The sequence below is a fragment of the Variovorax sp. DAIF25 genome (genome assembly GCF_050711835.1).
Taxonomy (GTDB): domain Bacteria; phylum Pseudomonadota; class Gammaproteobacteria; order Burkholderiales; family Burkholderiaceae_C; genus Variovorax.
This window is the reverse complement of sequence record NZ_CP136636.1, coordinates 4,657,044-4,683,950: the sequence shown is the minus strand read 5'-3', so window position 1 is coordinate 4,683,950 and position 26,907 is coordinate 4,657,044. Positions and strand designations below refer to the sequence as shown.

General features: G+C 69.9%; 23 protein-coding genes. 11 read left to right on the top strand and 12 right to left on the bottom strand.

Annotated features, from left to right (window positions below):
* The first annotated feature begins 15 nt into the window (after window positions 1-15).
* The 3 genes from R0232_RS21675 to R0232_RS21665 all read left to right on the top strand — a co-directional run bounded on the left by R0232_RS21675 (window position 16) and on the right by R0232_RS21665 (window position 5,976).
* Window positions 16-3,669 (top strand): hydantoinase B/oxoprolinase family protein, encoded by a 3,654-nt coding sequence (locus tag R0232_RS21675; protein WP_431509370.1) that lies wholly within the window; start codon window positions 16-18, stop codon window positions 3,667-3,669.
* Window positions 3,670-4,015: 346 nt separating this feature from the next.
* Window positions 4,016-4,903 carry a 6-bladed beta-propeller gene (locus R0232_RS21670; RefSeq protein ID WP_431509369.1) on the top strand — a complete coding sequence of 296 codons (888 nt, stop codon included), beginning with the start codon at window positions 4,016-4,018 and terminating at the stop codon, window positions 4,901-4,903.
* Window positions 4,900-5,976 carry a hypothetical protein gene (locus R0232_RS21665; RefSeq protein ID WP_431509368.1) on the top strand — a complete coding sequence of 359 codons (1,077 nt, stop codon included), beginning with the start codon at window positions 4,900-4,902 and terminating at the stop codon, window positions 5,974-5,976. The genes R0232_RS21670 and R0232_RS21665 overlap by 4 nt, the downstream gene beginning before the upstream one ends.
* Before the next feature lie 183 nt (window positions 5,977-6,159).
* On the opposite strand, the gene R0232_RS21660 is transcribed toward R0232_RS21665, so the two are convergent.
* Entirely contained in the window at window positions 6,160-7,863 is a 1,704-nt protein-coding gene (locus R0232_RS21660) for an electron transfer flavoprotein-ubiquinone oxidoreductase (protein WP_208512767.1), read from the bottom strand.
* A 139-nt stretch (window positions 7,864-8,002) separates the two neighbouring features.
* Here R0232_RS21660 and R0232_RS21655 point away from each other — a divergent pair, with 139 nt between their 5' ends.
* The 3 genes from R0232_RS21655 (at window position 8,003) to R0232_RS21645 (ending at window position 10,115) form a co-directional block, all read left to right on the top strand.
* Window positions 8,003-8,785, top strand: a complete 783-nt coding sequence (locus R0232_RS21655) for an SDR family oxidoreductase (protein WP_093344855.1) — start codon at window positions 8,003-8,005, stop codon at window positions 8,783-8,785.
* A 77-nt stretch (window positions 8,786-8,862) separates the two neighbouring features.
* Entirely contained in the window at window positions 8,863-9,693 is an 831-nt protein-coding gene (locus tag R0232_RS21650; protein WP_431512918.1) for a DMT family transporter, read from the top strand.
* Window positions 9,690-10,115: an acyl-CoA thioesterase gene (locus tag R0232_RS21645; protein WP_208512770.1), complete on the top strand. Its 426-nt coding sequence runs from the start codon at window positions 9,690-9,692 to the stop codon at window positions 10,113-10,115. Before R0232_RS21650 ends, R0232_RS21645 begins: the two co-directional genes overlap by 4 nt.
* Window positions 10,116-10,131: 16 nt before the next feature.
* Here R0232_RS21645 and R0232_RS21640 read toward each other — a convergent pair whose 3' ends face one another.
* A complete protein-coding gene (locus R0232_RS21640) occupies window positions 10,132-11,496 on the bottom strand; it encodes a sensor histidine kinase (RefSeq protein ID WP_431509367.1) in 1,365 nt (454 codons plus the stop codon).
* A gap of 3 nt (window positions 11,497-11,499) precedes the next feature.
* Window positions 11,500-12,168, bottom strand: coding sequence for a winged helix-turn-helix domain-containing protein (locus tag R0232_RS21635; protein WP_093344845.1), 669 nt, complete (start codon window positions 12,166-12,168; stop codon window positions 11,500-11,502).
* A gap of 164 nt (window positions 12,169-12,332) precedes the next feature.
* Here R0232_RS21635 and R0232_RS21630 point away from each other — a divergent pair, with 164 nt between their 5' ends.
* Window positions 12,333-13,031 (top strand): phosphatase PAP2 family protein, encoded by a 699-nt coding sequence (locus R0232_RS21630; protein ID WP_431509366.1) that lies wholly within the window; start codon window positions 12,333-12,335, stop codon window positions 13,029-13,031.
* Window positions 13,032-13,088: 57 nt separating this feature from the next.
* Window positions 13,089-14,846, top strand: coding sequence for a phosphoethanolamine transferase (locus R0232_RS21625; protein ID WP_431509365.1), 1,758 nt, complete (start codon window positions 13,089-13,091; stop codon window positions 14,844-14,846).
* Window positions 14,847-14,863: 17 nt separating this feature from the next.
* Here the strand turns inward: R0232_RS21625 and R0232_RS21620 are convergent, their stop codons facing one another.
* The 4 genes from R0232_RS21620 to eat form a co-directional block, all read right to left on the bottom strand.
* Complete coding sequence (locus R0232_RS21620; RefSeq protein ID WP_093344841.1) at window positions 14,864-15,442, bottom strand: peroxidase-related enzyme; 579 nt, start codon at window positions 15,440-15,442, stop codon at window positions 14,864-14,866.
* Between the two features lie 120 nt (window positions 15,443-15,562).
* Entirely contained in the window at window positions 15,563-16,348 is a 786-nt protein-coding gene (eutC, locus tag R0232_RS21615; protein WP_431509364.1) for an ethanolamine ammonia-lyase subunit EutC, read from the bottom strand.
* Window positions 16,345-17,739: an ethanolamine ammonia-lyase subunit EutB gene (locus tag R0232_RS21610; RefSeq protein ID WP_431509363.1), complete on the bottom strand. Its 1,395-nt coding sequence runs from the start codon at window positions 17,737-17,739 to the stop codon at window positions 16,345-16,347. Before R0232_RS21610 ends, eutC begins: the two co-directional genes overlap by 4 nt.
* A 7-nt stretch (window positions 17,740-17,746) precedes the next feature.
* On the bottom strand, window positions 17,747-19,174 hold the full coding sequence (eat, locus tag R0232_RS21605) for an ethanolamine permease (RefSeq protein ID WP_431509362.1): 1,428 nt from the start codon (window positions 19,172-19,174) through the stop codon (window positions 17,747-17,749).
* Between the two features lie 130 nt (window positions 19,175-19,304).
* Between eat and R0232_RS21600 the strand changes: the two genes are divergently transcribed.
* A complete protein-coding gene (locus R0232_RS21600) occupies window positions 19,305-19,715 on the top strand; it encodes an FKBP-type peptidyl-prolyl cis-trans isomerase (protein ID WP_057597061.1) in 411 nt (136 codons plus the stop codon).
* A 3-nt stretch (window positions 19,716-19,718) separates the two neighbouring features.
* On the opposite strand, the gene R0232_RS21595 is transcribed toward R0232_RS21600, so the two are convergent.
* Window positions 19,719-20,480: a glucose 1-dehydrogenase gene (locus tag R0232_RS21595; RefSeq protein WP_093344831.1), complete on the bottom strand. Its 762-nt coding sequence runs from the start codon at window positions 20,478-20,480 to the stop codon at window positions 19,719-19,721.
* A gap of 125 nt (window positions 20,481-20,605) precedes the next feature.
* Here R0232_RS21595 and R0232_RS21590 point away from each other — a divergent pair, with 125 nt between their 5' ends.
* Window positions 20,606-21,526, top strand: a complete 921-nt coding sequence (locus tag R0232_RS21590; RefSeq protein ID WP_431509361.1) for a LysR substrate-binding domain-containing protein — start codon at window positions 20,606-20,608, stop codon at window positions 21,524-21,526.
* 16 nt (window positions 21,527-21,542) lie between these two features.
* On the opposite strand, the gene R0232_RS21585 is transcribed toward R0232_RS21590, so the two are convergent.
* Window positions 21,543-23,141: a glucan biosynthesis protein gene (locus R0232_RS21585; RefSeq protein WP_208512779.1), complete on the bottom strand. Its 1,599-nt coding sequence runs from the start codon at window positions 23,139-23,141 to the stop codon at window positions 21,543-21,545.
* Between the two features lie 321 nt (window positions 23,142-23,462).
* Complete coding sequence (locus R0232_RS21580; RefSeq protein WP_208512780.1) at window positions 23,463-24,296, bottom strand: class I SAM-dependent methyltransferase; 834 nt, start codon at window positions 24,294-24,296, stop codon at window positions 23,463-23,465.
* A gap of 207 nt (window positions 24,297-24,503) precedes the next feature.
* Here R0232_RS21580 and R0232_RS21575 point away from each other — a divergent pair, with 207 nt between their 5' ends.
* Window positions 24,504-25,544 (top strand): molybdopterin-binding oxidoreductase, encoded by a 1,041-nt coding sequence (locus R0232_RS21575; protein WP_431509360.1) that lies wholly within the window; start codon window positions 24,504-24,506, stop codon window positions 25,542-25,544.
* A gap of 24 nt (window positions 25,545-25,568) precedes the next feature.
* Here the strand turns inward: R0232_RS21575 and R0232_RS21570 are convergent, their stop codons facing one another.
* Window positions 25,569-25,937 (bottom strand): gamma-glutamylcyclotransferase family protein, encoded by a 369-nt coding sequence (locus tag R0232_RS21570; RefSeq protein ID WP_431509359.1) that lies wholly within the window; start codon window positions 25,935-25,937, stop codon window positions 25,569-25,571.
* Window positions 25,934-26,836, bottom strand: a complete 903-nt coding sequence (locus R0232_RS21565) for a nitroreductase family protein (protein ID WP_431509358.1) — start codon at window positions 26,834-26,836, stop codon at window positions 25,934-25,936. The genes R0232_RS21570 and R0232_RS21565 overlap by 4 nt, the downstream gene beginning before the upstream one ends.
* Window positions 26,837-26,907 lie beyond the last annotated feature (71 nt).

Sequence of the window (26,907 nt, the reverse complement as noted above, 5' to 3'; positions counted from 1 at the left end):
CTATCCTTGTTCCCCATGACCACGCAAACCCTTCTCCCGTCCCGCTGGCAGTTCTGGATCGACCGCGGCGGCACCTTCACCGACCTCGTGGGGCGCGATCCCGAAGGCGGCCTGCACACGCTCAAGCTGCTGTCGGAGAACCCCGAGCAGTACCGCGACGCGGCCGTCGAGGGCATCCGCCGCCTGCTGAGGCTGGCACCGGGCGAGGCCGTGACGCCCGAGCGCGTGGAGTGCGTGAAGATGGGCACCACGGTGGCCACCAACGCGCTGCTCGAGCGCAAGGGCGAGCCCACGGTGCTGGTCACGACGAAGGGCTTCCGCGATGCGCTGCGCATCGCCACCCAGGCGCGGCCGCGCCTGTTCGATCGTCGCATCGTGCTGCCCGAGCTGCTGTACCGGCGCGTGATCGAGGCCGACGAGCGCATCGACGCGCAGGGCGGCACCGTGCAGGCGCTCGACGAGGCGCCGCTGCGCGCGCAGCTGCAATCCGCCTTCGACGAGGGCCTGCGCGCCTGCGCCATCGTCTTCATGCACGGCTGGCGCCACACGGCGCACGAGCTGGCGGCCGAAGGCATCGCGCGCGCCATCGGCTTCACGCAGGTGTCGGTGTCGCACAAGACCAGCCCGCTGATGAAGCTGGTGCCGCGCGGCGACACGACGGTGGTCGACGCCTACCTGAGCCCGATCCTGCGCCGCTATGTCGAGCAGGTGTCGCAGCAGATGCCGGGCGTGCCGCTGTTCTTCATGCAGAGCTCGGGCGGGCTCACGCAGGCGCACCGCTTCCAGGGCAAGGACGCGATCCTCTCGGGCCCGGCCGGCGGCATCGTCGGCATGGTGCGCACCGCGCTCGACGCCGGCCATGCGCGCGTGATCGGCTTCGACATGGGCGGCACCTCCACCGACGTGTCGCACTACGCGGGCGAGTTCGAGCGCTCGTTCGAGACCCAGGTGGCCGGCGTGCGCATGCGCGCGCCGATGATGAGCATCCACACGGTGGCGGCCGGCGGCGGCTCGATCGTCTCCTTCGACGGCGCGCGGCTGCGCGTCGGTCCCGAGTCGGCCGGCGCGAACCCCGGCCCCGCGAGCTACCGCCGCGGCGGGCCGCTGACCACGACCGACGCCAACGTGCTGCTCGGCAAGATCCAGCCCGCGCACTTTCCGCAGGTGTTCGGCCCGGGCGCCGACCAGCCGCTGGACCGCGACGCGGCCGAGCGCGGCTTTGCCGCGATGGCGCAACGCATGACCGAGGCCACGGGCCGCGCGGTCGGTGCCGAGGAGGTGGCGAGCGGCGCGCTGCGCATCGCGGTGGCGAGCATGGCCAATGCGATCAAGCGGATCTCGGTGGCGCGCGGCTACGACGTCACGCAATACACGCTGCAGTGCTTCGGCGGCGCGGGCGGCCAGCATGCCTGCCTGGTGGCCGATGCGCTGGGCATGCGCAGCGTCTACCTGCATCCGCTGGCGGGCGTGCTCTCGGCCTTCGGCATGGGGCTGGCCGACCAGCTGGCGCTGCGCGAGCGCGCGCTCGAGCGCCGGCTCGACGCGGCGGGCCTGGCCGAGGCGCGCGAGGCCGCCATCGGCCTGGCCGGGCAGGCGGTGGAGGAACTGCGCGGGCAGGGCGTGGCGGAGGCCGCGATCAGCGTGCTGCACCGCGTGCAACTGCGCTACGAAGGCACCGACACGGCACTGCCTTGCGCGCTGCCGATGGACACGCCGGCCGCCGAAGCCATCGCCGCGATGCGCGACGAGTTCGAGCAGGCCTACCGCCGGCGCTTCGCGTTCCTGATGAGCGAGCGCGCGCTGGTGATTGAGGCGGTGGCGGTCGAGGCCGTCGGCGCTGGCGAGCGCACGCGCGCCGCGGCGGCTACCGGCACGGCCGAGTCGCACGTGCCCGAGTCGCTCGCAGCCGTGCGCATGTACTGCGAGGCCGACGAAGCCGCCGCGGGCTGGCGCGATGCCGCGCTGTTCGACGAGGCCGCGCTGCGCCCCGGCGCGGTGGTCGACGGCCCGGCGATCCTGGCCGGGCGCAACGCCACCACCGTGGTCGAACCCGGTTGGCAGGCACGCGCCACGGCCGACGGCGTGGAGCTGCACCGCGTGCGCGAGCGTGCCACCAGCCATGCGATCGGCACGCGCGCCGACCCGGTGATGCTCGAGGTCTTCAACAACCTCTTCATGAACATCGCCGAGCAGATGGGGCTGCGGCTGCAGAACACCGCCTACTCGGTCAACATCAAGGAGCGGCTCGATTTCTCGTGCGCGCTGTTCGATGTCGAGGGCAACCTGATCGCCAACGCGCCGCATATGCCGGTGCACCTGGGCTCGATGAGCGAGTCGATCAAGACCGTGATCGCCTGCAACCCCGACATGAAGCCCGGCGACGTGTTCGTGCTCAACGACCCCTACCACGGCGGCACGCACCTGCCCGACATCACGGTGGTGACGCCCGTCTACCTCGGCGCGGCCGATGCGCGGCCCTCGTTCTACGTGGCCTCGCGCGGTCACCATGCCGACGTGGGCGGCATCACGCCGGGCTCGATGCCGCCGTTCTCGAAGACCATCGGCGAGGAGGGCGTGCTGATCGACAACTTCAAGCTGGTGGAGGGTGGCCGGCTGCGCGAGGTCGAACTCCGCGCATTGCTCGGCGGCGGCGCGCATCCCTCGCGCAACATCGAGCAGAACCTGGCCGACCTGCGCGCGCAGATCGCGGCCAACGAGAAGGGCGTGCAGGAGCTGCAGGCCATGGTGGCGCAGTTCGGCCGCGAGACGGTGGCGGCCTACATGGGCCATGTGCAGGACAACGCCGAGGAGTCGGTGCGTCGCGTGATCACGGCGCTCAAGGACGGCGAGTTCGTGCTGCCGCTGGACAACGGCGCGCGCATCCAGGTGCGCGTGAAGGTCGATGCGGTCGCGCGTTCGGCGACGGTGGACTTCAGCGGCACGAGCGCGCAGTTGCCGAACAACTTCAATGCGCCGCGCGCGATCACGATGGCGGCGGTGCTGTATGTGTTCCGCACGCTTGTCGACGACGACATTCCGCTCAACGCGGGTTGCCTCAAGCCGATCGAGGTGATCGTGCCCAGCGGCTGCATGCTGAACCCGTTGCCGCCCGCGGCGGTGGTGGCCGGCAATGTCGAGACCTCGAGCTGCGTGACCAATGCGCTCTACGGTGCGCTCGGCGTGATGGCGGCGAGCCAGTGCACGATGAACAACTTCACCTTCGGCGATGGCGCGCACCAGTACTACGAGACCATCTCGGGCGGTTCGGGCGCGGGCGAAGGCTTCGACGGTACGAGCGTGGTCCAGACCCACATGACGAACTCGCGGCTCACCGATCCGGAGGTGCTGGAGTTCCGCTACCCGGTGCGGCTCGACAGCTACAGCCTGCGTTCGGGGTCGGGTGGAGCGGGGCGCTGGCATGGTGGTGACGGGGGTGTGCGGCGGGTTCGGTTCCTGGCACCGATGACGGCTTCGATCCTCAGCAATGGGCGGCACCATGGGGCATTCGGTGGTGCAGGAGGCGATGCTGGGGCAGTGGGCATCAATCGTGTTGAGCGGGCCGATGGGAGTGTCGAGGCGCTTGATCACATCGGGCAGGTTCAGATGGAAGCGGGGGATGTGTTCGTGATCGAGACGCCTGGTGGGGGCGGTTGGGGCGCTTTGGGTTGAGGTTGGGGCGGGCGCGCGCTAACGGGGTACTCCCCTCCGCGAATGTCCCCCGGCCTTCGGCCTCCTCCTTAATTTCGCTGCGGGGAGTACCCCGCCGACGCGCGCCAGACGCGCAGCGCTTGATCGGCCGGCACAACCCGAGCGCCTCCGTGCACAGGGCAGTGGGTGCTTCCCGCAGCGAAATCAAGGAGGAGCCGAAGGCGGGGGACATTCGCGGAGGGAAGTACCCGCTGTCCTGTGCACGCGCCCCGAACCGCAACAAAAAAACTGTCCCAGCCCAACAGAAAAACTGGTTGGACGCGATGGAGCAGCGCCCCTACGCTTGCAAGACCCAGCAAGGACCCCCATGCCAGCCAACGAAACACCAGATTTCTGCATGACCGACGGCCAGTCGGACTACCGAATGGTGCGTCCCTGGCAGAAGCCCTCGCCACGCGGCAATGTCGGCGTGATCAGCCAGTTGGCGCTCGACAGCCGCGGCCGGGTGTTCGTGCTGCAGCGGTCGGCACCGCAGCTGTTGATCTACGGACCCGATGGCGAGCTCGACACGGTCTACGAAAACACCAGGCTCACCAGCGGCCACGGCCTCTTCATCGATGGCGTCGACAACGTCTACCTCGTGTCGTACGACGCCCACCAGGTGCTGGCGCTCGATGCCGCACTCGAAACGCGCTTCGAACTCGGCCACTTCAATGCGCCGCGCTGGGGTGCGCCGTTCAATCATCCGACCGACGTGGCGGTGGCACCCGATGGCGAGATCTATGTGAGCGATGGCTATGGCAATGCCTGTGTGCATCGCTTCTCGGCCGAGGGGCGGCATCTGCAGACCTGGGGCGGCGTGGGGCAGGGGCCCGGCGAGTTCTCGACGCCGCACGGCGTGTGGGTGCTGTCCGATGACCGCGTGGCCGTGTGCGACCGCGACAACGACCGCATCCAGCTCTTCGACCGCGAGGGGCGCTATCTGACGCAGTGGACGGGCCTCTTGCGGCCGATGGACATCTGGTCGAACGGCCGCGAGGTGTTCGTGACCGAGCAGGCGCCGCGCGTGAGCCGGCTCGATCTCTCGGGCGTGGTGCTGGGGCGCTTTCGCACTTTCGGCGTGTATGGCCATGGCCTGTGGGGCGCGGCCGATGGCAGCCTGTTCGTGGCCGAGCAGGGGCACGGCATGCATTGCGTGACCAAGTACGAACGCATCGGGTCGGCGGGGGCGGCTGCGCTACGCTCTCGCGCATGAAAGCGTTGCCTCAGGATTTTCTCGACGTTCTGCACCTGCCCGTGCTGCACGAGGACGACCTCGATGCGCAGGCGGGCTTCTACGACCACGATGCGGTGTCCGACTTCTACCGCGCCACGGTGAAGGAAGGCACGGGCGACGAGGTGCTGCAGGCCGCGGCCGCGCTGCTGCCCGAACTGCATCCACTGCGCGCCGCGCTGTTCGCGATTCTTTGCGGCGGGCTGGTGGAGAACGGTGCCGATCCGCGGCTGCTGTTTCCGGCGGCGCTGCGGCGCCTGGCCCAACTGCTCGCATCGCTCGCACCCTATTGCGCCGCGGAGCCGATGGAGGACGACGAAGAAGAAGCGCCCGAGGAGGACCCGGCCGATGTCCTCGCCTGGCGCGCCGCCGAAGCCGCGCTCGAGGCGCTGCTGCCGGCCGAGCGCCTGCAGGTCGAGGCGAGCCGGCAGGCGGTCGACCTGCTGGTGCTGCCGCTGATGGCGATGCTGATGCGCGATGTCCGCAACCACCGCGACCTGCTGGCCGACGAGGCGCTGCGCGCGCGCATCGAGGCGCTGTCGGTCAATGGCACCTTGCCCTTCGAGGAACTGCATTTCCTGCACCGCGCCGCCCAGATGGCCTACGAGGACGAGCTGGTCGTGCTGCTGCCGGCTTCGAACGCCGGGATGATCGTGCGCGCCCACGGCATCAACAACAACTTCCACGCCTTCTCGCTGCTGCAGGACCTGTTCAGCGAGCATGCCGAGACCTTGGGCATACGGCAGCCGCTGGCCGACCGCCTCGGTGCCGATGACGAGCCGCGCGACAGCGATTCGGCGCAGTACCTCTGGCTGCAGGCCAAGGCCTACGCCGGTGGTGAACTCGTCGACCGCATGGCCTGGGCCTGGGGCGAGGGGACCTTGCGAGAGAACGCGCGTAGGCAGGGAAGGCTGGTGCTCGTCGCGCTGGAGACCGAGGACAAGCCCGCGCGCGGCTGGAACGGTTTCAACCAGGCCTTCCATTCGGAGCAGAAGCCACAGGTGACGGTGGTGCGCTTCCTCACCGCCGACGAGGTAGCCACGTACCTCGCTTGACCGACAGCCCCTCAGCGCCTCCCGTGCGCAGGGCAGCGGGTGCTTCCCGCAGCGAAATCAAGGAGGAGGCCGAAGGCCGGGGGACATTCGCGGAGGGAAGTACCCGCTGTCCTGTGCACGCACCCCGAACGAGAACGAGCAAAAGCAAAAAGGCCCTCCGAAGAGGGCCCCAGAAAACAGACCTTACATCCCCACGTAGTTGGGCCCACCGCCCCCTTCAGGCGTGACCCACACGATGTTCTGCGTCGGGTCCTTGATGTCGCAGGTCTTGCAGTGCACGCAGTTCTGTGCGTTGATCTGCAGCCGCTGCTTGCCCGCGCTGGCCTCGTCGGGAACGAACTCGTACACGCCCGCCGGGCAGTAGCGGCTCTCGGGGCCCGCGAACTTCGCGAGGTTGACGTTGACCGGCACCGACGCATCCTTCAGCGTCAGGTGGGCCGGCTGCTGTTCCTCGTGGTTGGTGTTGCTGATGAACACGCTCGAGAGCCGGTCGAAGGTGAGCTTGCCGTCGGGCTTGGGGTAGGCGATCGGCTGGCATTCCGAGGCCGGCTTCAGGTACTGGTGGTCGGGCTTGGTGCGGCGCAGGGTCCAGGGGATGTTGCCCTTGAGCAGCCACTGTTCGATGCCGTTCATCAGCGTCGCGACCAGCAGGCCCTTCTTGAACCAGGCCTTGAAGTTGCGCGCCTTCTTGAGTTCGGCATGCAGCCAGCTCTTCTCGAAGGCGGCGGGGTAGGCCGTGAGCTCGTCGTGCTGGCGGCCGGCCTGCAGTGCGTCGAAGGCGGCCTCGGCGGCCAGCATGCCGGTCTTGATCGCGGCGTGGCTGCCCTTGATGCGGCTCACGTTGAGGTAGCCGGCCTCGCAGCCGACCAGCGCGCCGCCCGGGAACACCGTCTTGGGCAGCGACTGCAGGCCGCCGGCCGTGATCGCGCGCGCGCCGTAGCCGATGCGCTTGGCGGGCTTGATGCCCTTGGCCTCGTCGCCCTCGAGGTACCAGCGGATGTTGGGGTGCAGCTTCCAGCGCTGCATTTCCTCGAACGGGCTCAGGTAGGGGTTGCTGTAGTCCAGGCCCGTGATGAAGCCCATCGTGACCTTGTTGTCCTCCATGTGATAGAGGAAGGCGCCGCCGTAGGTGTCGCTCTTCATCGGCCAGCCGGCCGTGTGCAGCACGAAGCCGGGCTCGTGGCGCTTGGGATCGATCTCCCAGACTTCCTTGACGCCCAGGCCGTAGGTCTGCGGATCCTTGCCCTCGTCGAGCTTGAACTTGGCGATCAGCTGGCGGCCCAGGTGGCCGCGCGCGCCCTCGGCGAACACCGTGTACTTGCCCAGCAGCTCCATGCCGAGCTGGAAGTTCTCGGTCGGCTCGCCGTCCTTGCCGACACCCATGTTGCCGGTGGCGACGCCGCGCACGGCCCCCTTCTCGTCGTAGAGCACCTCGGCGGCCGGGAAGCCCGGGAAGATCTCGACGCCGAGGTTCTCGGCCTGCTGCGCCAGCCACTTGGTGAAGGCACCGAGGCTGATGATGTAGTTGCCGTGGTTCTGGAAGCAGTCGGGCAGGAAGGCGTTGGGCGTGCGCAGGCTGGCCTTCTCGCCGAGGAACACCATCGCGTCGTCGGTCACGGGCTGGTTCAGCGGCGCGCCGAGTTCCTTCCAGTCGGGCAGCAGCTCGTTGAGCGCGCGCGGGTCCATGATGGCGCCCGACAGGATGTGGGCGCCGGGCTCCGAGCCCTTCTCGAGCACCACGACCGAGACCTCCTTCTCGTGCTGGGCGGCGAGCTGCTTCAAGCGGATCGCGGTCGAGAGTCCGGCCGGCCCGCCACCGACGACGACGACGTCGTACTCCATGGCTTCGCGGGGACCGTACTGGGCAAGGATTTCGTCGTGGGTCATGGGGGTCTCGTCGATATGATGGGAGGCACTGGCGCTTCGTGGCTGCCGGGCATTTTATGCGGGCGCCACGGGCCGCCCCCGCGGGGCGTGTCGCCCGTGTTTTCACGTCGCCTTCGCGACTCCACAGGAACAGCACTCCATGGCGTACAGCATCGATCTCTCGGGCCGCGTGGCCTTCGTCACCGGCGCCTCGAGCGGCCTCGGCGCGCAGTTCGCGAAAACGCTGGCGCGCGCGGGTGCCGCCGTGGTGCTCGCGAGCCGGCGCGTCGACAAGCTCAAGGAGCTGCGCGCCCGCATCCAGGGCGAGGGCGGCGACGCCCACGTGGTCGAGCTCGACGTGACCGACATCGGCAGCATCAAGGCGGCGGTGGCCCGCGCCGAGACCGAGGTCGGCGCCATCGACGTGCTGGTCAACAACTCGGGCGTGAGCACCACCCAGCGGCTGCAGGACGTGACGCCCGAGGATTACGACTTCATCTTCGACGCCAACCTCAAGGGCTCGTTCTTCGTCGCGCAGGAGGTCGGCAAGCGCATGCTGGCGCGTGCCAAGGGCGCGGCGCCGGGCACCTACATCGGCGGGCGCATCATCAACATCGCCTCGGTGGCCGGGCTCAAGGTGCTGCCGCAGATCGGCGTCTACGCCATGAGCAAGGCCGCGCTGATCCAGATGACCAAGGCCATGGCGCTCGAATGGGGCCGCTTCGGCATCAACGTCAACGCGCTGTGCCCGGGCTACATCGAGACCGAGATCAACGAATCGCACTGGAGCACCGAGGGCGGCGCCAAGCTCGTGAGCATGCTGCCGCGCAAGCGCGTGGGCAAGCCCGAGGACCTCGACGGCCTGATCGTGCTGCTGGCCAGCGGCGAGAGCCATTTCGTGAACGGCGCCGTGATCGCCGCCGACGACGGGTTCGCGCTCTGAGCCCGCGCGCCTGGTTCGGGGTCGCGGCCGGCCTGGGCGCGGGGGCGCTCTGGGGGCTGGTGTTCGTCGTGCCGCGCATGGTCGGGCACTTCGCCATGGTCGACATCGTCTCGGCGCGCTTCGCCGTCTTCGGCGCCGTGTCGGCGCTGGCCGTGTTCGCGCGGCCAGCGGCGCAACGCTGGCCCACGGGGCGCCAGGCCCTGGCCGCGCTCGGCCTCAGCGTGCTGGGCTTCAGCGGCTACTACCTGCTGCTGGCCTTCGGCATCGTGGCCGCGGGCACCGAGGTGCCCAGCCTCATCATCGGCACCATCCCGGTCTGGATGATGCTGCTGGGCCGCCCGCCGGGGCTGCGCATGGCCGCGCTGCTGCCCGGCCTGCTGCTCACCGGCGCCGGCATCGCGTTGATGATCTGGGGCGCATGGTCGGCGCAGCAGGGCGGCGCGCATGGCGGCGGGCGTTTCGCCTGGGGCATCGTGCTCTCGCTCGGCGCGATGGCGAGCTGGACCGTCTACGGCCTGCTCAACGCGGCCTGGCTGCAGCGCCACACCGAGATCCACGCGGCCGACTGGGCCAACTGGCTCGGCATCGCCACCGGTCTGGGCGCCATCGGCCTCTGGCTCGCGGCCGGCAGCGACCTCGCGGCGCTGCAGGCCCAGCCCGACGGCCTGCTGTTCGTCGTGCTGGCGCTCGCGGGCGGCTTCGGCTCCTCGTGGCTCGCCACCATCCTCTGGAACGTCGCGAGCCAGCGGCTGTCGGCCAGCCTCTGCGGCCAGCTCATCGTGAGCGAGACGCTGTTCGCGCTGGTCTATTCCTTCGTCTGGGACGGCCGCTGGCCGCACGCCACCGAGCTGGTGGCGGCCCTGCTGTTCGTCCTCGGCATCCTCGCCTCGATCAAGGCCCACCGATGAGAATCGAAATCCCCGAGAAGAAGAAACTGGTGTACGAAATGTCGATCCCGATCCGCTGGGGCGACATGGATGCGATGGGCCACCTCAACAACGGCACCTACTTCCGCTACCTCGAGACCGCGCGCATCGACTGGATGCATTCGATCGGCTTCGAGCCCGAGCCCGGCGGCGAGGGCATGGTGATCGTGAACGCCTTCTGCAACTTCTACCGCCAGATCGAGTACCCGGGCAACGTGCTGCTCAAGATGTACGTGAGCGACCCGGGCCGCACCACCTTCGAGAGCTGGGCCACGATGGCGCGCGCCGACCAGCCCGACCTGATCTGCGCCGCGGGCGGCGCGACCACGATCTGGGTCGACTTCCCGAAGCAGAAGGCGCTGGCGCTGCCCGACTGGCTGCGCGCGCTGGTCAGCAGCGACTGACCGCGGGCGCGGGCCTTCAGGCCGGCCGCAGCACGATCCGCGCCTCGAAGCCCTGGGCCGCGCCGGGCGGCGGCGAGGCCAGCTCGAGCTTCGCGCCATGCTTCTCGACGATGGTGCTCACGATCGAGATGCCGAGGCCGTAGCCGGCGCGGTCGGAGCTGTGGCGCACATGGCGCTCGCGCAGGGTCGCGAGCTGCTCGGCGCTGACGCCCGGGCCGGCATCGCGCACCGCGAGCACGCAGGGCGCCATCACCTCGATCACCACGCGGCCCTCGCCGCCGTAGCGCAGCGCGTTCTCCGCCAGGTTGCGCAGCGCGATCGCGAGCGCGTCGACGTCGCCCAGGGCCACCGGCGCCACGCTGTCGGGCACCTTGAGCGCGAGGCGCTCGGCATGCTGCGGGTCCTGCCAGAACTCCTGCGCCACCGTGCCGGCCAGCTGCACCAGGTCGACCCGCGCGCGCGCCAGCGAGGCGCCCGATTCGGCGCGCGAGAGCTGCAGCAGCTTTTCGGCGCGGTGGCTCAGCGTGCGCAGCGCGTCGAGCGCGGCCTGCACGTCGTTGCGCTGCAGGTCGTGCTCGAGCGCGGTCTGCAGCCGCAGCCGCGCGGCCGCCAGCGGCGTGCGCAGCTCGTGCGCGGCATTGGCCGCGAGCGCGCGCTCCACGTCGAGCGAATGCGACAGGCGCTCCAGCAGCAGGTTGACGTGGTCGCCCACGGTGCGCAGCTCGCGCGGCAGGTTGGGCAGGGCGATCGGGCGCAGGTCGGCGCCGCTGCGCTTCTCGATCTCGCCGGTGAGCTGCTGCAGCACGCGCAGCTCGGTGCGCGCCACGTTGCGCAGCACCAGCGCCAGCAGCGGCAGCACCGCGCCGAGCGGGATGATCAGGCCGAACAGCGTGCGGTTGAGCGCGCGGCGGCGCTCGTCGAGCGGATCGGCGACCTGGAAGAACAGGCCCAGCGTGGGATGGCGCACGGTGTAGATGCGCCAGTTCGGGTTGTTCGCGAAGCCGGCGGCCAGCGGCACGTCGAAGGTGTCCTCCGGCGCCTCGGCCGAGCGCAGCAGCACGTGCTCGTGCAGGTCGACGATCTGGTAGATCACCGCGTCCTCCGAGAACAGCTGCTTGGGCGCGATCAACGGCGCGCGCGGCGGCTCCTGGCCCGGGTGCTGCAGCTTCTCGAGCTCCTGCACCGCCATCGCGAACATGCGGTGCGAGACCTCGACCAGCTCGTTGTCGAAGTTGTGGTTGATCTCGCGGTCCACGTACCAGACCACCGCGAACACGCACAGCAGCCAGACGCCGCCGACCCACAGGATCAGCGTGCGCGTGAGCCGGCCGGCCAGGGTGTCGCGCTCGCTGCGCGCGCGAGGTGCCGCCGCTTCGGTCATCGGCTATTCCTCCTCGTCGGCCGAGAGCCGGTAGCCGAGTCCGCGCAGGGTCTGGATGTGGCTGCGGCCGAGCTTGCGCCGCAGCCGGCTGATGAAGACCTCGAGCGTGTTGCTGTCGGCCTCGTCGCCGAAGCCGTAGAGCGCATCGGCCAGGTTCTCGCGCGTGTGGATGCGCTCGGGCCGCGTGGCCATCACGCGCAGCAGCGCCCATTCCTTCTGCGTCAACGTCACCGGCTGGCCGTCGCGGCGCACGCGGTCGTGCGCGATGTCGATCTCGAGCGTGCCCAGCTGCAGCACCGGCGAGTTGCCCGCGCTGCGCCGGCGTTCCACCGCGCGCAGCCGCGCCAGCAGTTCGGCCGGGTCGTAGGGCTTGATCAGGTAGTCGTCGGCGCCGGCATCGAGGCCGCGGATGCGGTCGGTGACCTGGTCGCGTGCGGTCAGCACGATGACGATCGGCGGTTCGCGCAGCGCGCGCACCTGGGGCAGCAGCGAGAGGCCGTCGCCGTCGCCCAGGTGCAGGTCGAGCAGCACCGCCGCGTACTGCACCGAGAGCAGCGCGCCGCGCGCATCGGCGAGGCTGGGCGCCACGTCGACCACGAAGGCCTTGGCCAGCAGGTAGCCGCAGACGGCATCCGCCAGCGCCACATCGTCTTCGACCAGCAGTATGCGCACGCGGTGGCACTCCTCGGATTCGGTGGGAAAGCCGCAGTCTAGCGTCCGGGCCGCGGTCAGCTTCCGCTCAGTCGGCTTCAGCTTCGGTTCAGGTGGCTTCAGCCCTGGTTCATTCGCGCGGCCTAGGCTGGCCCCTATTTTTGCCGATGGCCGCTTTTCCTTCGATGACCCGCCGTATCCCGAACCTTCGCCTGGGCGCCTGGACCCTGATCTCGTTTGCGCTGCTGTTGCTCTGGGATGCCGCCGGGGCCGACCTGCCGCTGGCGCGCTGGATGGGCACGCCGATGGGTTTTCCGCTGCGCGAGAACCCGTTCCTGGTCCACGTGATGCACACCGGCGCCAAGAACCTGAGCTGGGCGCTGCTGATCGCGCTGTTCCTCGCGATCCGCTGGCCCGTGGGCTTCCTGCGGCGGCTCGACCGCGCGAGCCGCGCGCAGCTGGCGCTGACGGTGCTGGCCTCGGTGTTCGCCGTCAGCCTGCTCAAGCAGGCGAGCCACACCAGCTGCCCCTGGGACCTGCAGGAATTCGGCGGCATGGCGCACTACGTCTCGCACTGGTCCTGGGGCGTGCGCGACGGCGGCCCGGGCGGCTGCTTCCCGGCCGGCCATGCGTCCACCGCCTTCGCCTACCTCGGCGGCTACTTCGTGCTGCGGCGCGTCGCCCCCCGCATCGCGCTGGCCTGGCTGGCTGCGGCCCTGGTCGGCGGCCTGCTGCTCGGCGCGACGCAGCAACTGCGCGGCGCCCACTACATGAGCCACACCCTCTGGAGCGGCTGGGTCTGCTGGACGGTGGGCCTCGCCATCGACATGGTGATCCGTCGCGCCCGCCGCTCGACGGATGTTGTTGCGTTGCAGCAAGCCTGAACGCTGCCTGAACTGCAAGTTCAGGCTCCTTTCAGGCCCGCTTCCTACATTTGTCGCATGTCTGTCACGCGCATAGAGCCCGCGCCGCTCCGGTCCGGCCTCCCCTCGATCTCCGAATCCTCGTCGGGCCCCGCGTCCGAAACCCCCTGGGAGGCGGTGCGCCAATGGCTGGAGCGGCCGCGATCGGCCCGCCAGATGGTGCTGTGGCTGGCCCTGTACCTGGGCCTGGCCGCCAACTGGCCGCTGTGGAACGAACTGGCCCGCATCGGCGGCGCGCCCAGCACCTACCTGCCGACCATCGCCGCGATGAGCCTGCTGAGCTTCTGCGGCACGGTGGCGATGCTCTCGTTCACCGCCTGGACCCGCTGGATGAAGCCGCTGTGGCTGGCGGTGGCCGTGCTGGCGGCGCTGGTGCAGCACTACATGCTCGAGTACCGCGTGGTCATGGATCCGACCATGATCGCCAACGTGCTGCAGACCGATCCCAACGAGGCGCGCGACCTGCTGAGCTGGCGCATGGGCTTCAACCTGCTGGTGGTGATCGCGCCGGTCGCCGTCGTGCTGTGGTTCGCGCGCATCGCGCCGATGCTCTGGATCTCGCAGCTGTGGCGCAACGCCGTGCTGCTGGTGCTCGCGGTGGCCGTCGCGCTGGTCGCGGCCGTGGCCATGAACCGGCAGCTGGCGCCGCTGATGCGCAACAACGTGCACCTGCGCTACATGATGAACCCGATCGCGAGCCTCTATTCGACCGGCGCGGTGTTCATCAAGCCGCTGTTCAAGCGCAGCGGCAAGCTGATCCCGATCACCGCGGGCACCACGCTCGGTGCCAGCTACGCGGCCCAGCAGAAGCCGCCGCTGTTCGTGGTGGTGGTGGGCGAGACCGCGCGCGCCGACCACTTCGGCCTCAACGGCTATGCGCGCGACACCACGCCCGAACTCGCGAAGCGCGACGTGCTGAGCTACCGCACGGTGTATTCCTGCGGCACCAACACGCTGGCCTCGGTGCCCTGCATGTTCTCGCCGCTGGGCAAGCAGGGCTACGAATCGCGCAAGGACGACTACGAGAACCTGGTCGACGTGCTGCAGGCCGCCGGGCTGGCCGTGTTCTGGCTCGACAACCAGGCCGGCTGCAAGGACGTCTGCACCCGCATTCCCAATGCCTCCGCTTTCGACAACCTGCCGCCCGCCACCAAGAGCGCGCTGTGCGACGGCGAGGAATGCCTCGACGACGTGATGCTCGAGGGCCTCGATGCACGCATCGCCGCGCTGCCGGCCGAGCGCCGCGCCAAGGGCGTGGTGCTGGTGATGCACCAGATGGGCAGCCACGGGCCGGCCTACTACAAGCGTTCGGGCGCCGACATGAAGCGCTTCCAGCCCGAGTGCAAGACCAATGCGCTCGCCGAGTGCGGCCATACCGAGCTGATGAACGTCTACGACAACTCGATCGCGCAGACCGACCGCTTCCTCGGCCGCACCATCGACTGGCTCAAGGGCCAGTCGAAGCAGTACGACCCGGGCCTGCTCTACGTGAGCGACCACGGCGAGTCGCTGGGCGAGTTCGGCCTGTTCCTGCACGGCGTGCCCTACAGCTTCGCGCCCGAGGCACAGAAGCACGTGCCCATGGTCACCTGGTTCAGCGCCGGCCTGAGCGAGCGCCGCAAGCTGTCGCGCCCGTGCATGGAGGCCGGCCTCGATGCGCCGCTCACGCACGACAACCTCTATCACACGGTGCTGGGCCTGATGGACGTCAACACGCCGACCTACAAGCCCGCGCTCGATGCGCTGGCCACCTGCCGCAAGGGCGGCGCGGCCTGAGCGCCGGCCGCGCCTGCCTACTTCTTTTCGCGCGGCAGCCGCCCCATCAGGAAGAACTCGGGGTTCGGCTGCATGCCGCTGAAGCTCGCGAGCCGGTTGCTGAGCCCGAAGAAGGCGGTGATGGCCGCGATGTCCCAGATGTCCTCGTCGTCGAAGCCGTGCGCGTGCAGCGGCGCGAAGTCGCTGTCGTCGATCTCGTGCGAGCGTTCGCAGACCTTCATCGCGAAGTCGAGCATCGCGCGCTGGCGCGGCGTGATGTCGGCCTTGCGGTAGTTGACCGCCACCTGGTCGGCCACCAGCGGCTTCTTCTCGTAGATGCGCAGCAGCGCGCCGTGCGCCACCACGCAGTAGAGGCACTGGTTGGCCGCGCTGGTGGTGGTCACGATCATCTCGCGGTCGCCCTTGGTGAGCGAGCCTTCCTCCTTGAGCATCAGCGCGTCGTGGTAGGCGAAGAAGGCGCGCCATTCGGCGGGCCGGCGCGCGAGCGCGAGGAACACGTTGGGCACGAAGCCGGCCTTCTCCTGCACCGCGAGGATGGCGGTGCGGATGTCTTCGGGCAGGTCGGCGAGTTCGGCGAGGGGGTAGCGGGTGGTCATGGTGTCTCCGGTGGGCTTGCGGATCTGGTGGCCGCAATGCGCTCCATCATAGGCAGGTAGGCCTTCGGCCATCGGCGCCAATAGAGTGGTGCTTATCCCGCTTAACGAGCAGTCTATTGGTCATTCAGCCGGTAGCGCCGGCGGTGAGGCACCCGCCTCCAGCACCGCCAGATCGCTCTCGTCCTTGAGCCCCACGCCGCTGAGCCCGCGCCGCAGCGCCTCGCGCATCAGCCAGGCCAGCTTGAAGGCCGCGAGTTCGTACGACAGGCCCTCGGGCCGCACGTTCGAGATGCAGTTGCGCTCGGCATCGTGGCGGCCCTTGCGTGGCGCGTGGGTCAGGTAGATGCCGAGGCTGTCGGGCGAGCTGAGGCCGGGCCGTTCGCCGATCAGCATCACCGAGAGCGCGGCGCCGAACAGCTCGGCCACCTCGTCGGCGAGCGCGACGCGCGCCTGGGTCGCGATGACGACGGGGGCGAAGCGGGTGTCGGGCGGCAGGTGGGGGCGCAGCGCCGCGAGCAGCGGCGCCGCGTGGCGCGCGACCGCGAGCGAGGACAGGCCGTCGCCGATCACGATGCAGACATCGGCTGGTGCGTCGACGTCGGCGCGCAACCTGTCCGCATCGCCGGCATCGAGCTGCCGCCCCAGGTCCGGCCGCCGCAGGTAGGTGGCGCGGTCCTCGGCGCGGCTGCGCGCGCGCGTGGCCTGCCAGCCGTCGTGCCGCAGCGCGGCTTCGAGCGCGTCGACGTCGAGCGCCGCATGGATCGCGTCGCGCGCCATCGCATGGGCCCAGCCGAAGCGCAGCGTCTCGTCGGTCGGCATGCCGGCGCCGGCGCGGCCCAGCGCGAGCCGCGCGGGCGTGGCCGAGCGCCATTGGCCCCAGGGGTTGGGCGTGACGGGATCGTTCATGAAGACAGCGCCGACAGGGCGCTCATATCGGCCAGCAGCCGGTTGGAAGTGGGCGGCGCGATCCGCCCCGCCGCATCGGTGATCTGCATGCGCTGCAGCCAGGCCTCGAACTCGGGCGCGCGCTTCAGGCCCAGGGTCTGGCGCAGGAACAGCGCGTCGTGGAACGAGGTGCTCTGGTAGTTGAGCATCACGTCGTCGGCGCCCGGGATGCCCATGATGAAGTTGATGCCCGCGGTGCCCAGCAGCACCAGCAGGTTGTCCATGTCGTCCTGGTCGGCCTCGGCATGGTTGGTGTAGCAGATGTCGCAGCCGATCGGCAGGCCCATGAGCTTGCCGCAGAAGTGGTCCTCGAGGCCGGCGCGGATGATCTGCTTGCCGTCGTACAGGTACTCGGGGCCGATGAAGCCGACCACGGTGTTGATGAGCAGCGGCTTGTAGCGGCGCGCCAGCGCATAGGCGCGCACCTCGCAGGTCTGCTGGTCGACGCCGAAGTTGGCATTGGCCGACAGCGCGCTGCCCTGGCCGGTCTCGAAGTACATGAGGTTGTCGCCGACGGTGCCGCGCTGGAGCGACTGCGCGGCGTCGTGGGCCTCGGCCAGCAGCTCGGGCGTGACGCCGAACGAGAGGTTGGCCTTCTCGGTGCCGGCGATCGACTGGAATACGAGGTCGACCGGCGCGCCGGCCTCGGCCAGGCGCAGCGTGTTGGTGACGTGCGTGAGCACGCAGCTCTGGGTGGGGATCTCGAAGCGCTGGATCAGTTCGTCGAGCATGTGCAGCAGGCGACCGAGCACCGGCAGGCTGTCGGACACCGGGTTCAGGCCGATCACCGCGTCGCCCGCGCCGTAGAGCAGGCCGTCGAGCGTGGAGGCCGCCACGCCGCGCAGGTCGTCGGTCGGGTGGTTGGGCTGCAGCCGCACCGCGAGGTGGCCGGGCAGGCCGATGGTGTCGCGAAAGCGCGTGACCACGTTGCACTTCTTCGCGACCGAGACCAGGTCCTGGTTGCGCATGAGCTTCGACACCGCCGCCACCATCTCGGGCGTGAGGCCCGGCGCGAGGGCCGTGAGCGCCGCGGTGTCCGCCTGCTCCGACAGCAGCCAATTGCGGAAGTCGCCGACCGTGAGGTGCGAGACCGGCGCGAAGGCCCGTGCGTCGTGGCCGTCGATGATCAGCCGCGTGATGTTGTCGCTCTCGTAGGGGATCAGCGCCTCGTTGAGGAACTGCACGAGCGGCGTGTCGGCCAGCACGTGGCGTGCGGCCATGCGCTGCTGCGCGGTGGCCGCGCCGATGCCTGCGAGGTAGTCGCCCGAGCGCGCGGGACTGGCCGCGGCCATGACCTGGCGCAGGTCGTCGAAGGAAAAGCCCTGGCCGGCGATGGTGGTGCGGTAGCGCATCGTTCGATCAGGCGGCGGGCGTGGAGGTGGGCGCCGAGAGCATCTCGTCGGGCGCGGCCGCGTGGCGCTGCGCCGAGGTCGCGAGGAAGTAGCCGTAGGCCAGCGCCATCAGCACGAGGAACAGCAGGGTGAGCATCGGGTTGAACCACACCATCGCGCCCAGGCACACCAGGCCCAGGCCCAGCGCGATGGCGGGAAACACCGGGTAGAAGGGCGCGCGGTAGCTGCGCGGCAGCGCGGGCTCGGTGCGGCGCAGCCTGAACAGCGCGGCCATCGAGACCAGGTACATCACGATCGCGCCGAGCACGGCCATGGTCACGATGTTGGCCGTGAGCGTCTGGCCGCCGAACTGCACCCACTCGTCGCTGAAGATCGCGACCACGCCGACGCCGCCGCCGGCCAGCAGCGCGCGGTGCGGCGTGTCGAAGCGCGGGCTCAGGCCCGCGAAGTAGCGCGGCAGGTAGCCCGCGCGCGCCAGCGCGAAGATCTGGCGCGAGTAGCCCATGATGATCCCGTGGAAGGAGGCGATCAGCCCGAACAGGCCGATCCACACCAGCATGTGCAGCCAGCCGCTGTTGTCGCCCACCACGGCTTTCATGGCCTGCGGCAGCGGGTCGTTGATGTTGGCGAGCTTGCGCCAGTCGCCCACGCCGCCCGCGAAGATCATCACGCCGAAGGCCAGCACCACCAGCGTGACGATGCCGGTGGTGTAGGCGATCGGGATCGTGCGGTGCGGATCGCGCGCTTCCTCGGCCGCCATGGCCGCGCCCTCGATCGCGAGGAAGAACCAGATCGCGAACGGGATCGAGGCGAAGATGCCCGCGATGGCCGCGCCGTTCAGCACGCTGCCGCCGGCCCAGCCGTTGGCCACGAAGTTGGCCATCGACCAGCCCGGCGTGACCACGCCCATGAACACCAGCAGCTCGAAGATCGCGAGCACGGTGACGAACAGCTCGAAGGCCGCGGCGATGCCGATGCCGATCCAGTTGAGGCCGATGAAGATCACGTAGGCGCCGAGCGCGAACCACTTCGGGTTGATGCCCGGGAACTGCACGTTGAGATACGCGCCGATCGCCAGCGCGATGGCCGGCGGCGCGAACACGAACTCGATGAGCGTGGCGAAGCCGGCCACGAAGCCGCCATGCGGGCCGAAGGCACGGCGCGCGTAGGCGAAGGGACCGCCGGCGTGCGGGATGGCGGTCGAGAGTTCGGTGAAGCTGAAGATGAAGGTGGTGTACATCGTGGCCACCAGCACCGTGGCGACCAGGAAGCCGAGCGTGCCGGCGGTGTTCCAGCCGTAGCTCCAACCAAAGTACTCGCCCGAGATCACGAGGCCGACCGCGATGCCCCAGAGCTGCAGGGGACCGAGCACTTTCTTCAGGTGGCCGCTGCCGCCGGGGGAGGGCGCGGCGGGCGTGGCTTCGGTGGAAGGCATGGGAGTTCCTCTCTCGGGGGATGTTGACAGTACCCCCGCCGCGAAGCAAGGGCCGTTCCATCGCCGGCTTCGGCGCTTCATGCGCGCTGGCCATAATCGGCCCTTTCCCACCATTCCCTCGAGGTATTCCGTGAAGTCCCTGTTCTGTGCCGCTCTCGTGTCCTTCTGCGCCGTGTCCGCCGCGTGGGCCCAGTCCGCGCCCGTCACCACGGCCAGCGGCCTGATCTACCAGTCGCTCAAGGAAGGCACGGGCGCCTCGCCGGCCGCGACCGACGTGGTCAAGGTGCACTACCGCGGCACCTTCCCCGATTCGGGCAAGGAGTTCGACAGCTCCTACAAGCGCAACGAGCCCACCGAGTTCCCGCTCAACGGCGTGATCCCGTGCTGGACCGAGGGCGTGCAGAAGATGAAGCCGGGCGGCAAGGCCAAGCTGACCTGCCCGCCGTCGATCGCCTACGGTTCGCGCGGCGCGGGCGGCGTGATTCCGCCCAACGCCACGCTGAACTTCGAGATCGAGCTGATCTCGGTGACCAAGCGCTGAGCTTCAGATCTGCGCCATGCCACCGTCGACGAAGAGTTCGGTGGCGTTCACGAAGCTGCTGTCGTCCGAGGCCAGGAACACCACGGCCTTGGCGATCTCGTCGGGCGTGCCGACGCGGCCCAGCGGAATGGCCTGGGCCTGCGATTCGATGAAGCCCTCGACCTGTTCGGGCGTGAGGCCCAGCAGCTCGTAGGCCGGGGTCGGCACCACGCCCGGGCTCACCGCATTGACGCGGATGCCGGCGTCCTTCAGGTCCACGGCCCAGCTGCGCGCGAAGCTGCGCACCGCGGCCTTGGTCGCGCTGTAGACGCTGAAGGCGGGCGTGCCCTTGATGCTCGTGATCGAGGCGTTCAGCACGATCGACGACCCCTTGCCCATCAGCGGCAGCGCCTTCTGCACGGTGAACAGCAGGCCGCGCACGTTGATGCCGAAGGTCTTGTCGAAGTGCTCCTCGGTGATCTGGCCCAGCGGCACCAGGCTGCCGCCGCCCGCGTTGGCGAACAGCACGTCGAGCCGGCCCTTTTGCGCGCGGATGGTGTCGTAGAGGCGGTCGAGGTCGTCGAGCTTCGAGACGTCGCCGAGCACGCCCGTGACGTTGCGGCCGATGGCTTTCACGGCCGCGTCGAGCTCGGCCTGGCGGCGGCCGGTGACGAAGACGTGGGCGCCTTCGGCCACGAAGCGTTGCGCGGTGGCCAGGCCGATGCCGCTGGTGCCGCCGGTGACGAGGGCGATCTTTCCATCGAGCTTGAGCGAAGAGGTGGACATGACTTCTTTCCTTGGGTGGTGCCGCGAGGCGGCGTTGACGATGGAAGGAAGTTTGGGCGCGACCTCCGCGCCGACCAAGACGCCGCGCGCCACTTGTTTATTCACGAATCACTAATAATCGGCCGATGGACCAGATCGCCGCCATGCGCGTCTTTGCCCGCGTGGTCGAGGCTGGCACCTTCACGCGCGCCGCCGATTCGCTGCAGATGCCCAAGCCGACCGTGACGAAGATGGTGCAGCAGCTCGAGACCCACCTGCGCGTGAAGCTGCTGCAGCGCACGACCCGGCGCGTGACGGTCACGCCCGAGGGCGCGGCCTACTACGAGCGCACCGCGCGCGTGCTGGCCGAGCTCGAGGACATCGAGTCGGACCTCACGAACGCGCAGGCCAATCCGCGCGGGCGGCTGCGCGTGGACGTCGGCTCCTCGCTGGCCAACATGATCCTGATCCCGCAGCTGCCGGCCTTCCATGCGCGCTATCCCGAGATCGAGCTCGAGATCGGCGTGGGCGACCGGCCCGTGAACCTGGTCGGCGATGCGGTGGACTGCGTGATCCGCGCCGGCCCGCTCGACGACCAGACGCTGGTGGCGCGCCGCATCGCGACCATGCCCTTCGTGACCTGCGCCACGCCCGGCTACCTCGAACGCCATGGCGTGCCGAAGACCCCGGCCGACATCGGCGATGGCCGGCACCGCGTGGTGGGTTACTTCTCTTCGCTGAGCAACCGGCCGGTGCCGCTGCGCTACGGCCGCGGCGAGGACCGCATCGAGATCCACGGCCACACGGTGGTGGGCGTGAACGAGAGCACCGCGCACCTGAGCGCGATGCTCACGGGCATGGGCCTGGCGCAGACCTTCGACCTGATGGCCGCGCCGTATCTCGCGAGCGGTGCATTGGTCGAGGTGCTGCAGGGCTTCGCGCCCGAGCCCTATCCGCTGCACGTGGTGTACCCGACCAACCGGCACCTGAGCGCCAAGCTGCGCGTGTTCGTCGACTGGGCGGTGGAGCTGTTCGCGCCCTACGACAGGCAGCGCAAGGCGCGCTGAAAGAAGCCCGTCGGCCTCAGCCGGGTTGGTACTGGTACAGCCAGGTCTCGGTCAGCGTCTGGTCGCCGTTCTTCAGGAACAGGCGCATGTCGACCGGTTCGTTGCCCTCGGCCGTGAAGTCGAACTGCGCGCGCCAGTGGCCGGTGACGCCGTTGGGCACCGCCTCCGCGAAGATGTAGGAGAACTTGCCGCGCGAGGCCGTGAGCACCAGCTCGGGCTTGACGCCGAACGGGATGTTGGCGAGCGGCGCGCCGATGAACTCGACCATGAACTTGCGCACGCCCGGCGGCCGCGGCTGGCCCGGCTGGCCGCCGCGCCCGATGCGCGTGGCCACGCAGCGCGCGAGTGGCGAGGGATAGGGCTCCTGGTCGGTCCAGTGCAGCCGGTACTTGAGGTTGTAGCTGGCGCCGGCCTTGGCATCGGCCTTGGGCACCCAGAAGGCGACGATGTTGTCGTGGATCTCGTCGTCGGTCGGGATCTCGATCAGCTGCACCGAGCCCTCGCCCCAGTCGCCCAGCGGCTCGACCCACAGGCTCGGGCGCTTCTCGTAATACACGCCGTCCTGGAAGTGGTCGAAGGCGCGGTCGCGCTGCAGCAGGCCGAAGCCCTTGGGGCCGGTGTCGGCGAAGGCCGAGGCGCGGGTCTGCGTCGGGTTGTTGAGCGGGCGCCAGATGCGCTCGCCCGCGCCGTTCCAGATCGCGAGGCCGTCGGAGTCGTGCACCTCGGGGCGCCAGTCGATCGCGGTGGGCTTGGCGGTCTCGGAATACCAGTACATCGAGGTCAGCGGCACCAGGCCCAGGCGCGCCACGTCGCGGCGCAGGAACAGGCGCGAGTCGATGTCCATGATCACGGCCTTGCCGCGCTGCATCACGAACTTGAACACGCCGGTGATGCTCGGTCCCTCGAGCAGCGCGTAGACCGTCATCGAGTTCGTGTTGCCGGCCGCGGGTGTCTCGAAATAGAAGCGCGTGAAGGCCGGGAATTCCTCGGGCCGGTCGGGCACGGCCACCTCGAGCGCGATGCCGCGCGCCGACAGGCCGTACTGGAACAGCTCGCCGATGGCGCGGAAGTACGAGGCGCCGAGGAAGGCAACCCAGTCGTTCTTCTGCCAGTCGAGCTTGGCCTGGTCGCCGAGGCGGCTTTCCTGCAGGCGGAAGCCCGCGAAGCCGGCGCCCTCGGGCAGCGCGCGCGCCGGGCTGTCGGCGGGCATCGAGAAGTAGGAGGGGCTGTAGAGCACCTCGCGCGCGAAGCCGTCGCCGTCGGAGCTCTCGAGCACGTGCATGCGCACCGGCGTCTGGAAGAAGCGGCCGAGGTGGAAGAAGGTGACCGGGAAGGCGCCGGGGCCGTCGCGGAACAGGGCGTTGGCGGGGTCGAACTTGAGCTTGCCGTGCGCGTCGTAGTCGATCTTCTCGAGCACCTGCGGCGCGAGCGGCGCCGGTGCGGCATAGGGCCGGCCGGCCAGCGACTTGGCTTCGGCGACCAGGTTGTCGAACGAGAAAGGTCGGGGCTGGCTCAGTTGCAGCCCGTTGGCGGCCAGCGCTTCGGCGGGCAGCCCGAGGGCGGCGAGGGTGGCGGCGGCGCTGCCGGCGGCAAGGAAGGATCGGCGATCAAGCATGTTTTCTTGAGGGTTGCGATTTCTCTGACGAGTTCGGGTGAACTCCGGGAGACGGACGAAGAAGAGGGCGCTGGCGTGGCGGCCGGTGCCTGGCGCCGATGCGGACACGGTGTGCCGCGGCGGCGAGCCGGACGATCCTAATGCAGCGCGGAACTCCTTCGTCGCAGGCGCCGGCCTGTGCAGGAGGGCACGGGTTCGGCGGGCGGGACGAGTCTGGAGCTTGCCGCGGCGACGGCCCGCGGCGCGTCAGCCATTCCGCGCAAACGCCATCGGACAAGGCCGGCGATGCGGTGAAATTGTGCGTTTGTGTATCGAGCCGGCTCAGCCCACGGCGTGCAGCGCATACACCGCGTACATCGGCACGCCGAAGAAGGCGCCGATCGCGTGCGACAGCATGCCGTGCGGGAAGCCATAGCCGGCCATCACCTCGTGGGTGCCCGCGAGCCGCAGCCGCGGATGCGCGCGCGCCAGCTCGGCCGGCCGGCGCAGGCCCCAGCGGAACTGCGCGCCGGTGGGCCGCACCGAGGGATGCCGGTGCGCGCGGCCGGTGGCGAGCCAGCACATGGCATCGAAGGCCAGCACCGAGCCCGCGGGCGCGCGCTCGCCGAAGGTGGCGAACACGGCCTCGACCTGCGCGGGCTCGAGGTACATCAGCACGCCCTCGGAGAACAGGAACACCGGCGGCCCGTCGCGCGCGGGCAGGTCGAGGCCCTCCCACCAGTCGGGGGCCGTGAGGTCGAGCGGCCGCACCTCGTGGCGCGGCTCGTCGTCGGCCAGCAGCGCGCGGCGCACCGCGAGCACTTCGGGCAGGTCGGCATCGGTCATGCGCGCCTTGCCGTCGTCGAGCCATTGGAAGTAGTGGCTCAGGCCGCAGCCGAGGTTGACCACATGGCCGCCGGCATGCGCCTGCAGGAAATCGCGCGCGAGCGCGCGGAAGCAGCGCGTGCGCGCCAGCACGCCATAGACCGTGGCGCGGTCGCGCGGCAGCGGCGGGGCCTGGTCCTCGAGCGTGGCCAGCAGGCGCGCCGCGCTCGCGTCGCCGATCGCCATGCGCGGAAACATCGCATCGCCGAAGGCACGCGCGGCCAGCGGGATGCGCAGCGTCGAGGGCACGGCCGAAAGGCCGGAAGCGGGCAGGGCGGCGTCGGAGGGCATGCGGGATCGAAAGTGAGGGCGGGGGCGAAGTCTCTCGCCTGATGAAGAGACGGGCAAGGGCGCGCGCTGTTCAGTCGCGGCGGAAATCGGCAGTTCGCCGTATCCATACATGCACAGTGATGGATCGCATACGAATAGAGCTATTGGATTCGAACGAATTCGCTATGTAAGAATAAACATATCGAAAAACATGGAGACGAGGTGGATATGAAACATTGGTCCGCAGGCGTGGTGTCCGGTCTGGTGGCGGTCGTGGTCGCCGGTTGCGGCGGTGGTGGCGATGGCGCGGTGTTCCTGCCGGTGGTGCCGTCGCCCGCGCCCGCACCGCCTTCTCCCCCACCACCGCCGCCGCCCGCGCCGCCGGCGCCCACGGTCAGGCTCGAGGGCGTGGTCGACCGTCCCGCCGACTACGCCGAGGCCGACCTGGCCGCGCGCGCTGCGCTCACGCAGACGGTGAACTTCAACAGCGGCAGCACGCCGCAGACCCGCACCTACATCGGCACCAGCCTCTGGTCGCTGCTGTCCGATGCGGGCCTCCAGGCCGACGCCACGCGCAAGAACGACCTGCTGAGCCGCCACGTGCTGGCCACCGGCGCCGACGGTTACCGCGTGGTGTTCGCGCTCGGCGAGCTGAGCCCCGACTTCGGCAACAAGCCGGCCATCGTGGCCTATGCCGAGACCACCGGCGCCGGCTCGGGCCCAGGCCCGCTGGCCGCTGCCGACGGGCCGTTCCGCGTCACCGCGCCGGGCGACATCAAGGGCGGGCGCTATGTCTCGCAGCTCGTGCGGCTGCGGGTGCAGCCCTCGGCCGCCACCGCCGCCGGCACGGGCGGCGGCGTGTCGACGAGCTTCGCGGTGTCGGGCGCGGTCGGCACGCCGCTGAGCTTCGACCTCAAGGCGCTGCAGGCGATGGTGCCGGTCACGCAGACCGTGGGCGCCAACGTCTACACCGGCGTCAGCCTGTGGACGCTGCTCAACGGCCTGGGCCTGCGCCTGCCCGCGGGCAAGAACCCCAGCCTGTCGATGTATGCCGTGGCGACCGGCAGCGACGGCTATCGCGCCGCGGTCTCGCTCGGCGAGATCGATCCGGGCTTCGGCAACAAGGGTGCGATCGTCGCCTACGACATGAACGGCGCGGGGCTCGGTGCCAACGGCGTCGCGCGGCTGGTGGTGCCGGGCGAGGTCAAGCAGGGCCGCTCGGTGTCGAACCTGGTCGCGATCGAGGTGTTCGCGGCGGACACGCCCTGAGTTGCGGATCGACGCGCGGCCGTCTCAGCCGGGCCGGCTGCGCGCGTCCACGTAGGCCCAGGCTTCGAGGCCGGAGGCCAGCCGCACCCGTTCGCGCCGGTAGTCCTCGACCTCGCAGGCATCGGACTGCGCGAGCTCGGCCGGCGTGATCGCGAACACCGCGCCGTCCACGCAGTCCTCGGGGCAGCCCGTGGGCGCGATGATCGGATGGTGGCTCTTGCCGCTGGTCGCGAGCACGGCGGGGTCGCGGATCGCGAGCCGCTCCAGGCGGTAGCCGGGCAACTGGTCGAGCTGGCCCGCGAGCAGCCGGCCGAAGGTCGCCAGTTGCACCGATTGGAGCTGCAGCGTGCCGTAGGAGAACAGGCGCTCGGTGGCGCCGTGATCCGTGCTCATGGCGACGAGCGTCCCGCATCGCCGGCATGCGGCGACAGATGCTCGCGCGGCGGCGCCCAGGCCGACCAGACCTCGCCGGGCAGCGCGTGGTCGCGCGCGGGCGGTGCCTCGGCCACGCTGCCGAGGCTCACGAAGCCCGCGAGGAATTCCTCGGGACGCACGCCGAGCTCGCTGGCCAGCACCGGATCGAAGCAGCGCTCGCCGCTCAGCACGATCGCGCCGAAGCCCAGTTGATGCGCGGCATTGAGCAGGTTGCCGAGCGCGGCGCCGGCGGCCAGCCATTGCTCGCGCGCGGGCACCTTGCTGCGTGCGCGCGGCACGACCACGAAGGCCAGCAGCGCGGGCGGGCGCGTCGCATGCTCGCGCGCGCGGCGGCGGTCGGAGGCCGAGGCCAGCGGATCGCGGCGCAGCTTCTCGGCCTCGAAGCGTTCGGCCAGCGCGGCGCGCTGCGCCTCGCGGAACTCGATCACGCGCCACGGATGCAGCCCGCCATGGTCGGGTGCGCGCAGCGCCGCCTGCAGCATCGCGTCGATGTGCTCGGCCGTGGGCGCGGGCGGGCGCAGCCGCTTGGGCGAGACCGAGCGGCGCTCGAGCAGCGGCGCCAATGCGGCCTCGGTGCGCGAGGCCTGGAGCTCGCTGCGCAGCGCCTCGCTCTGCGCGAGAAAGCCGCGCGCCCATGCCAGCACCCGTTCGCCCTGCGGCGTGAAGCCCTCGAAGCGTTGGCCGCGTTCGGCCGGCGGCGCCGAGGTGCGCAGCAGCGCATGGCCGTACTCGGCCTCGAGCGCCTGGAGGGCCTGCGCGAGCTCGGCCGGCGACATGCGGCTGGCCTGCGCCGCGCGGCCCAGGTGGCGTTCGTCCGCGAGCGCGAGCAGGCCGTGGAGAGGGGTGGTGCTGATCATGGGAACACGGGACGTGAAAAGGGCGGGGGATCGCGAGCGGAATCGCTATATTTTAAAGAGCATAGCGAAAG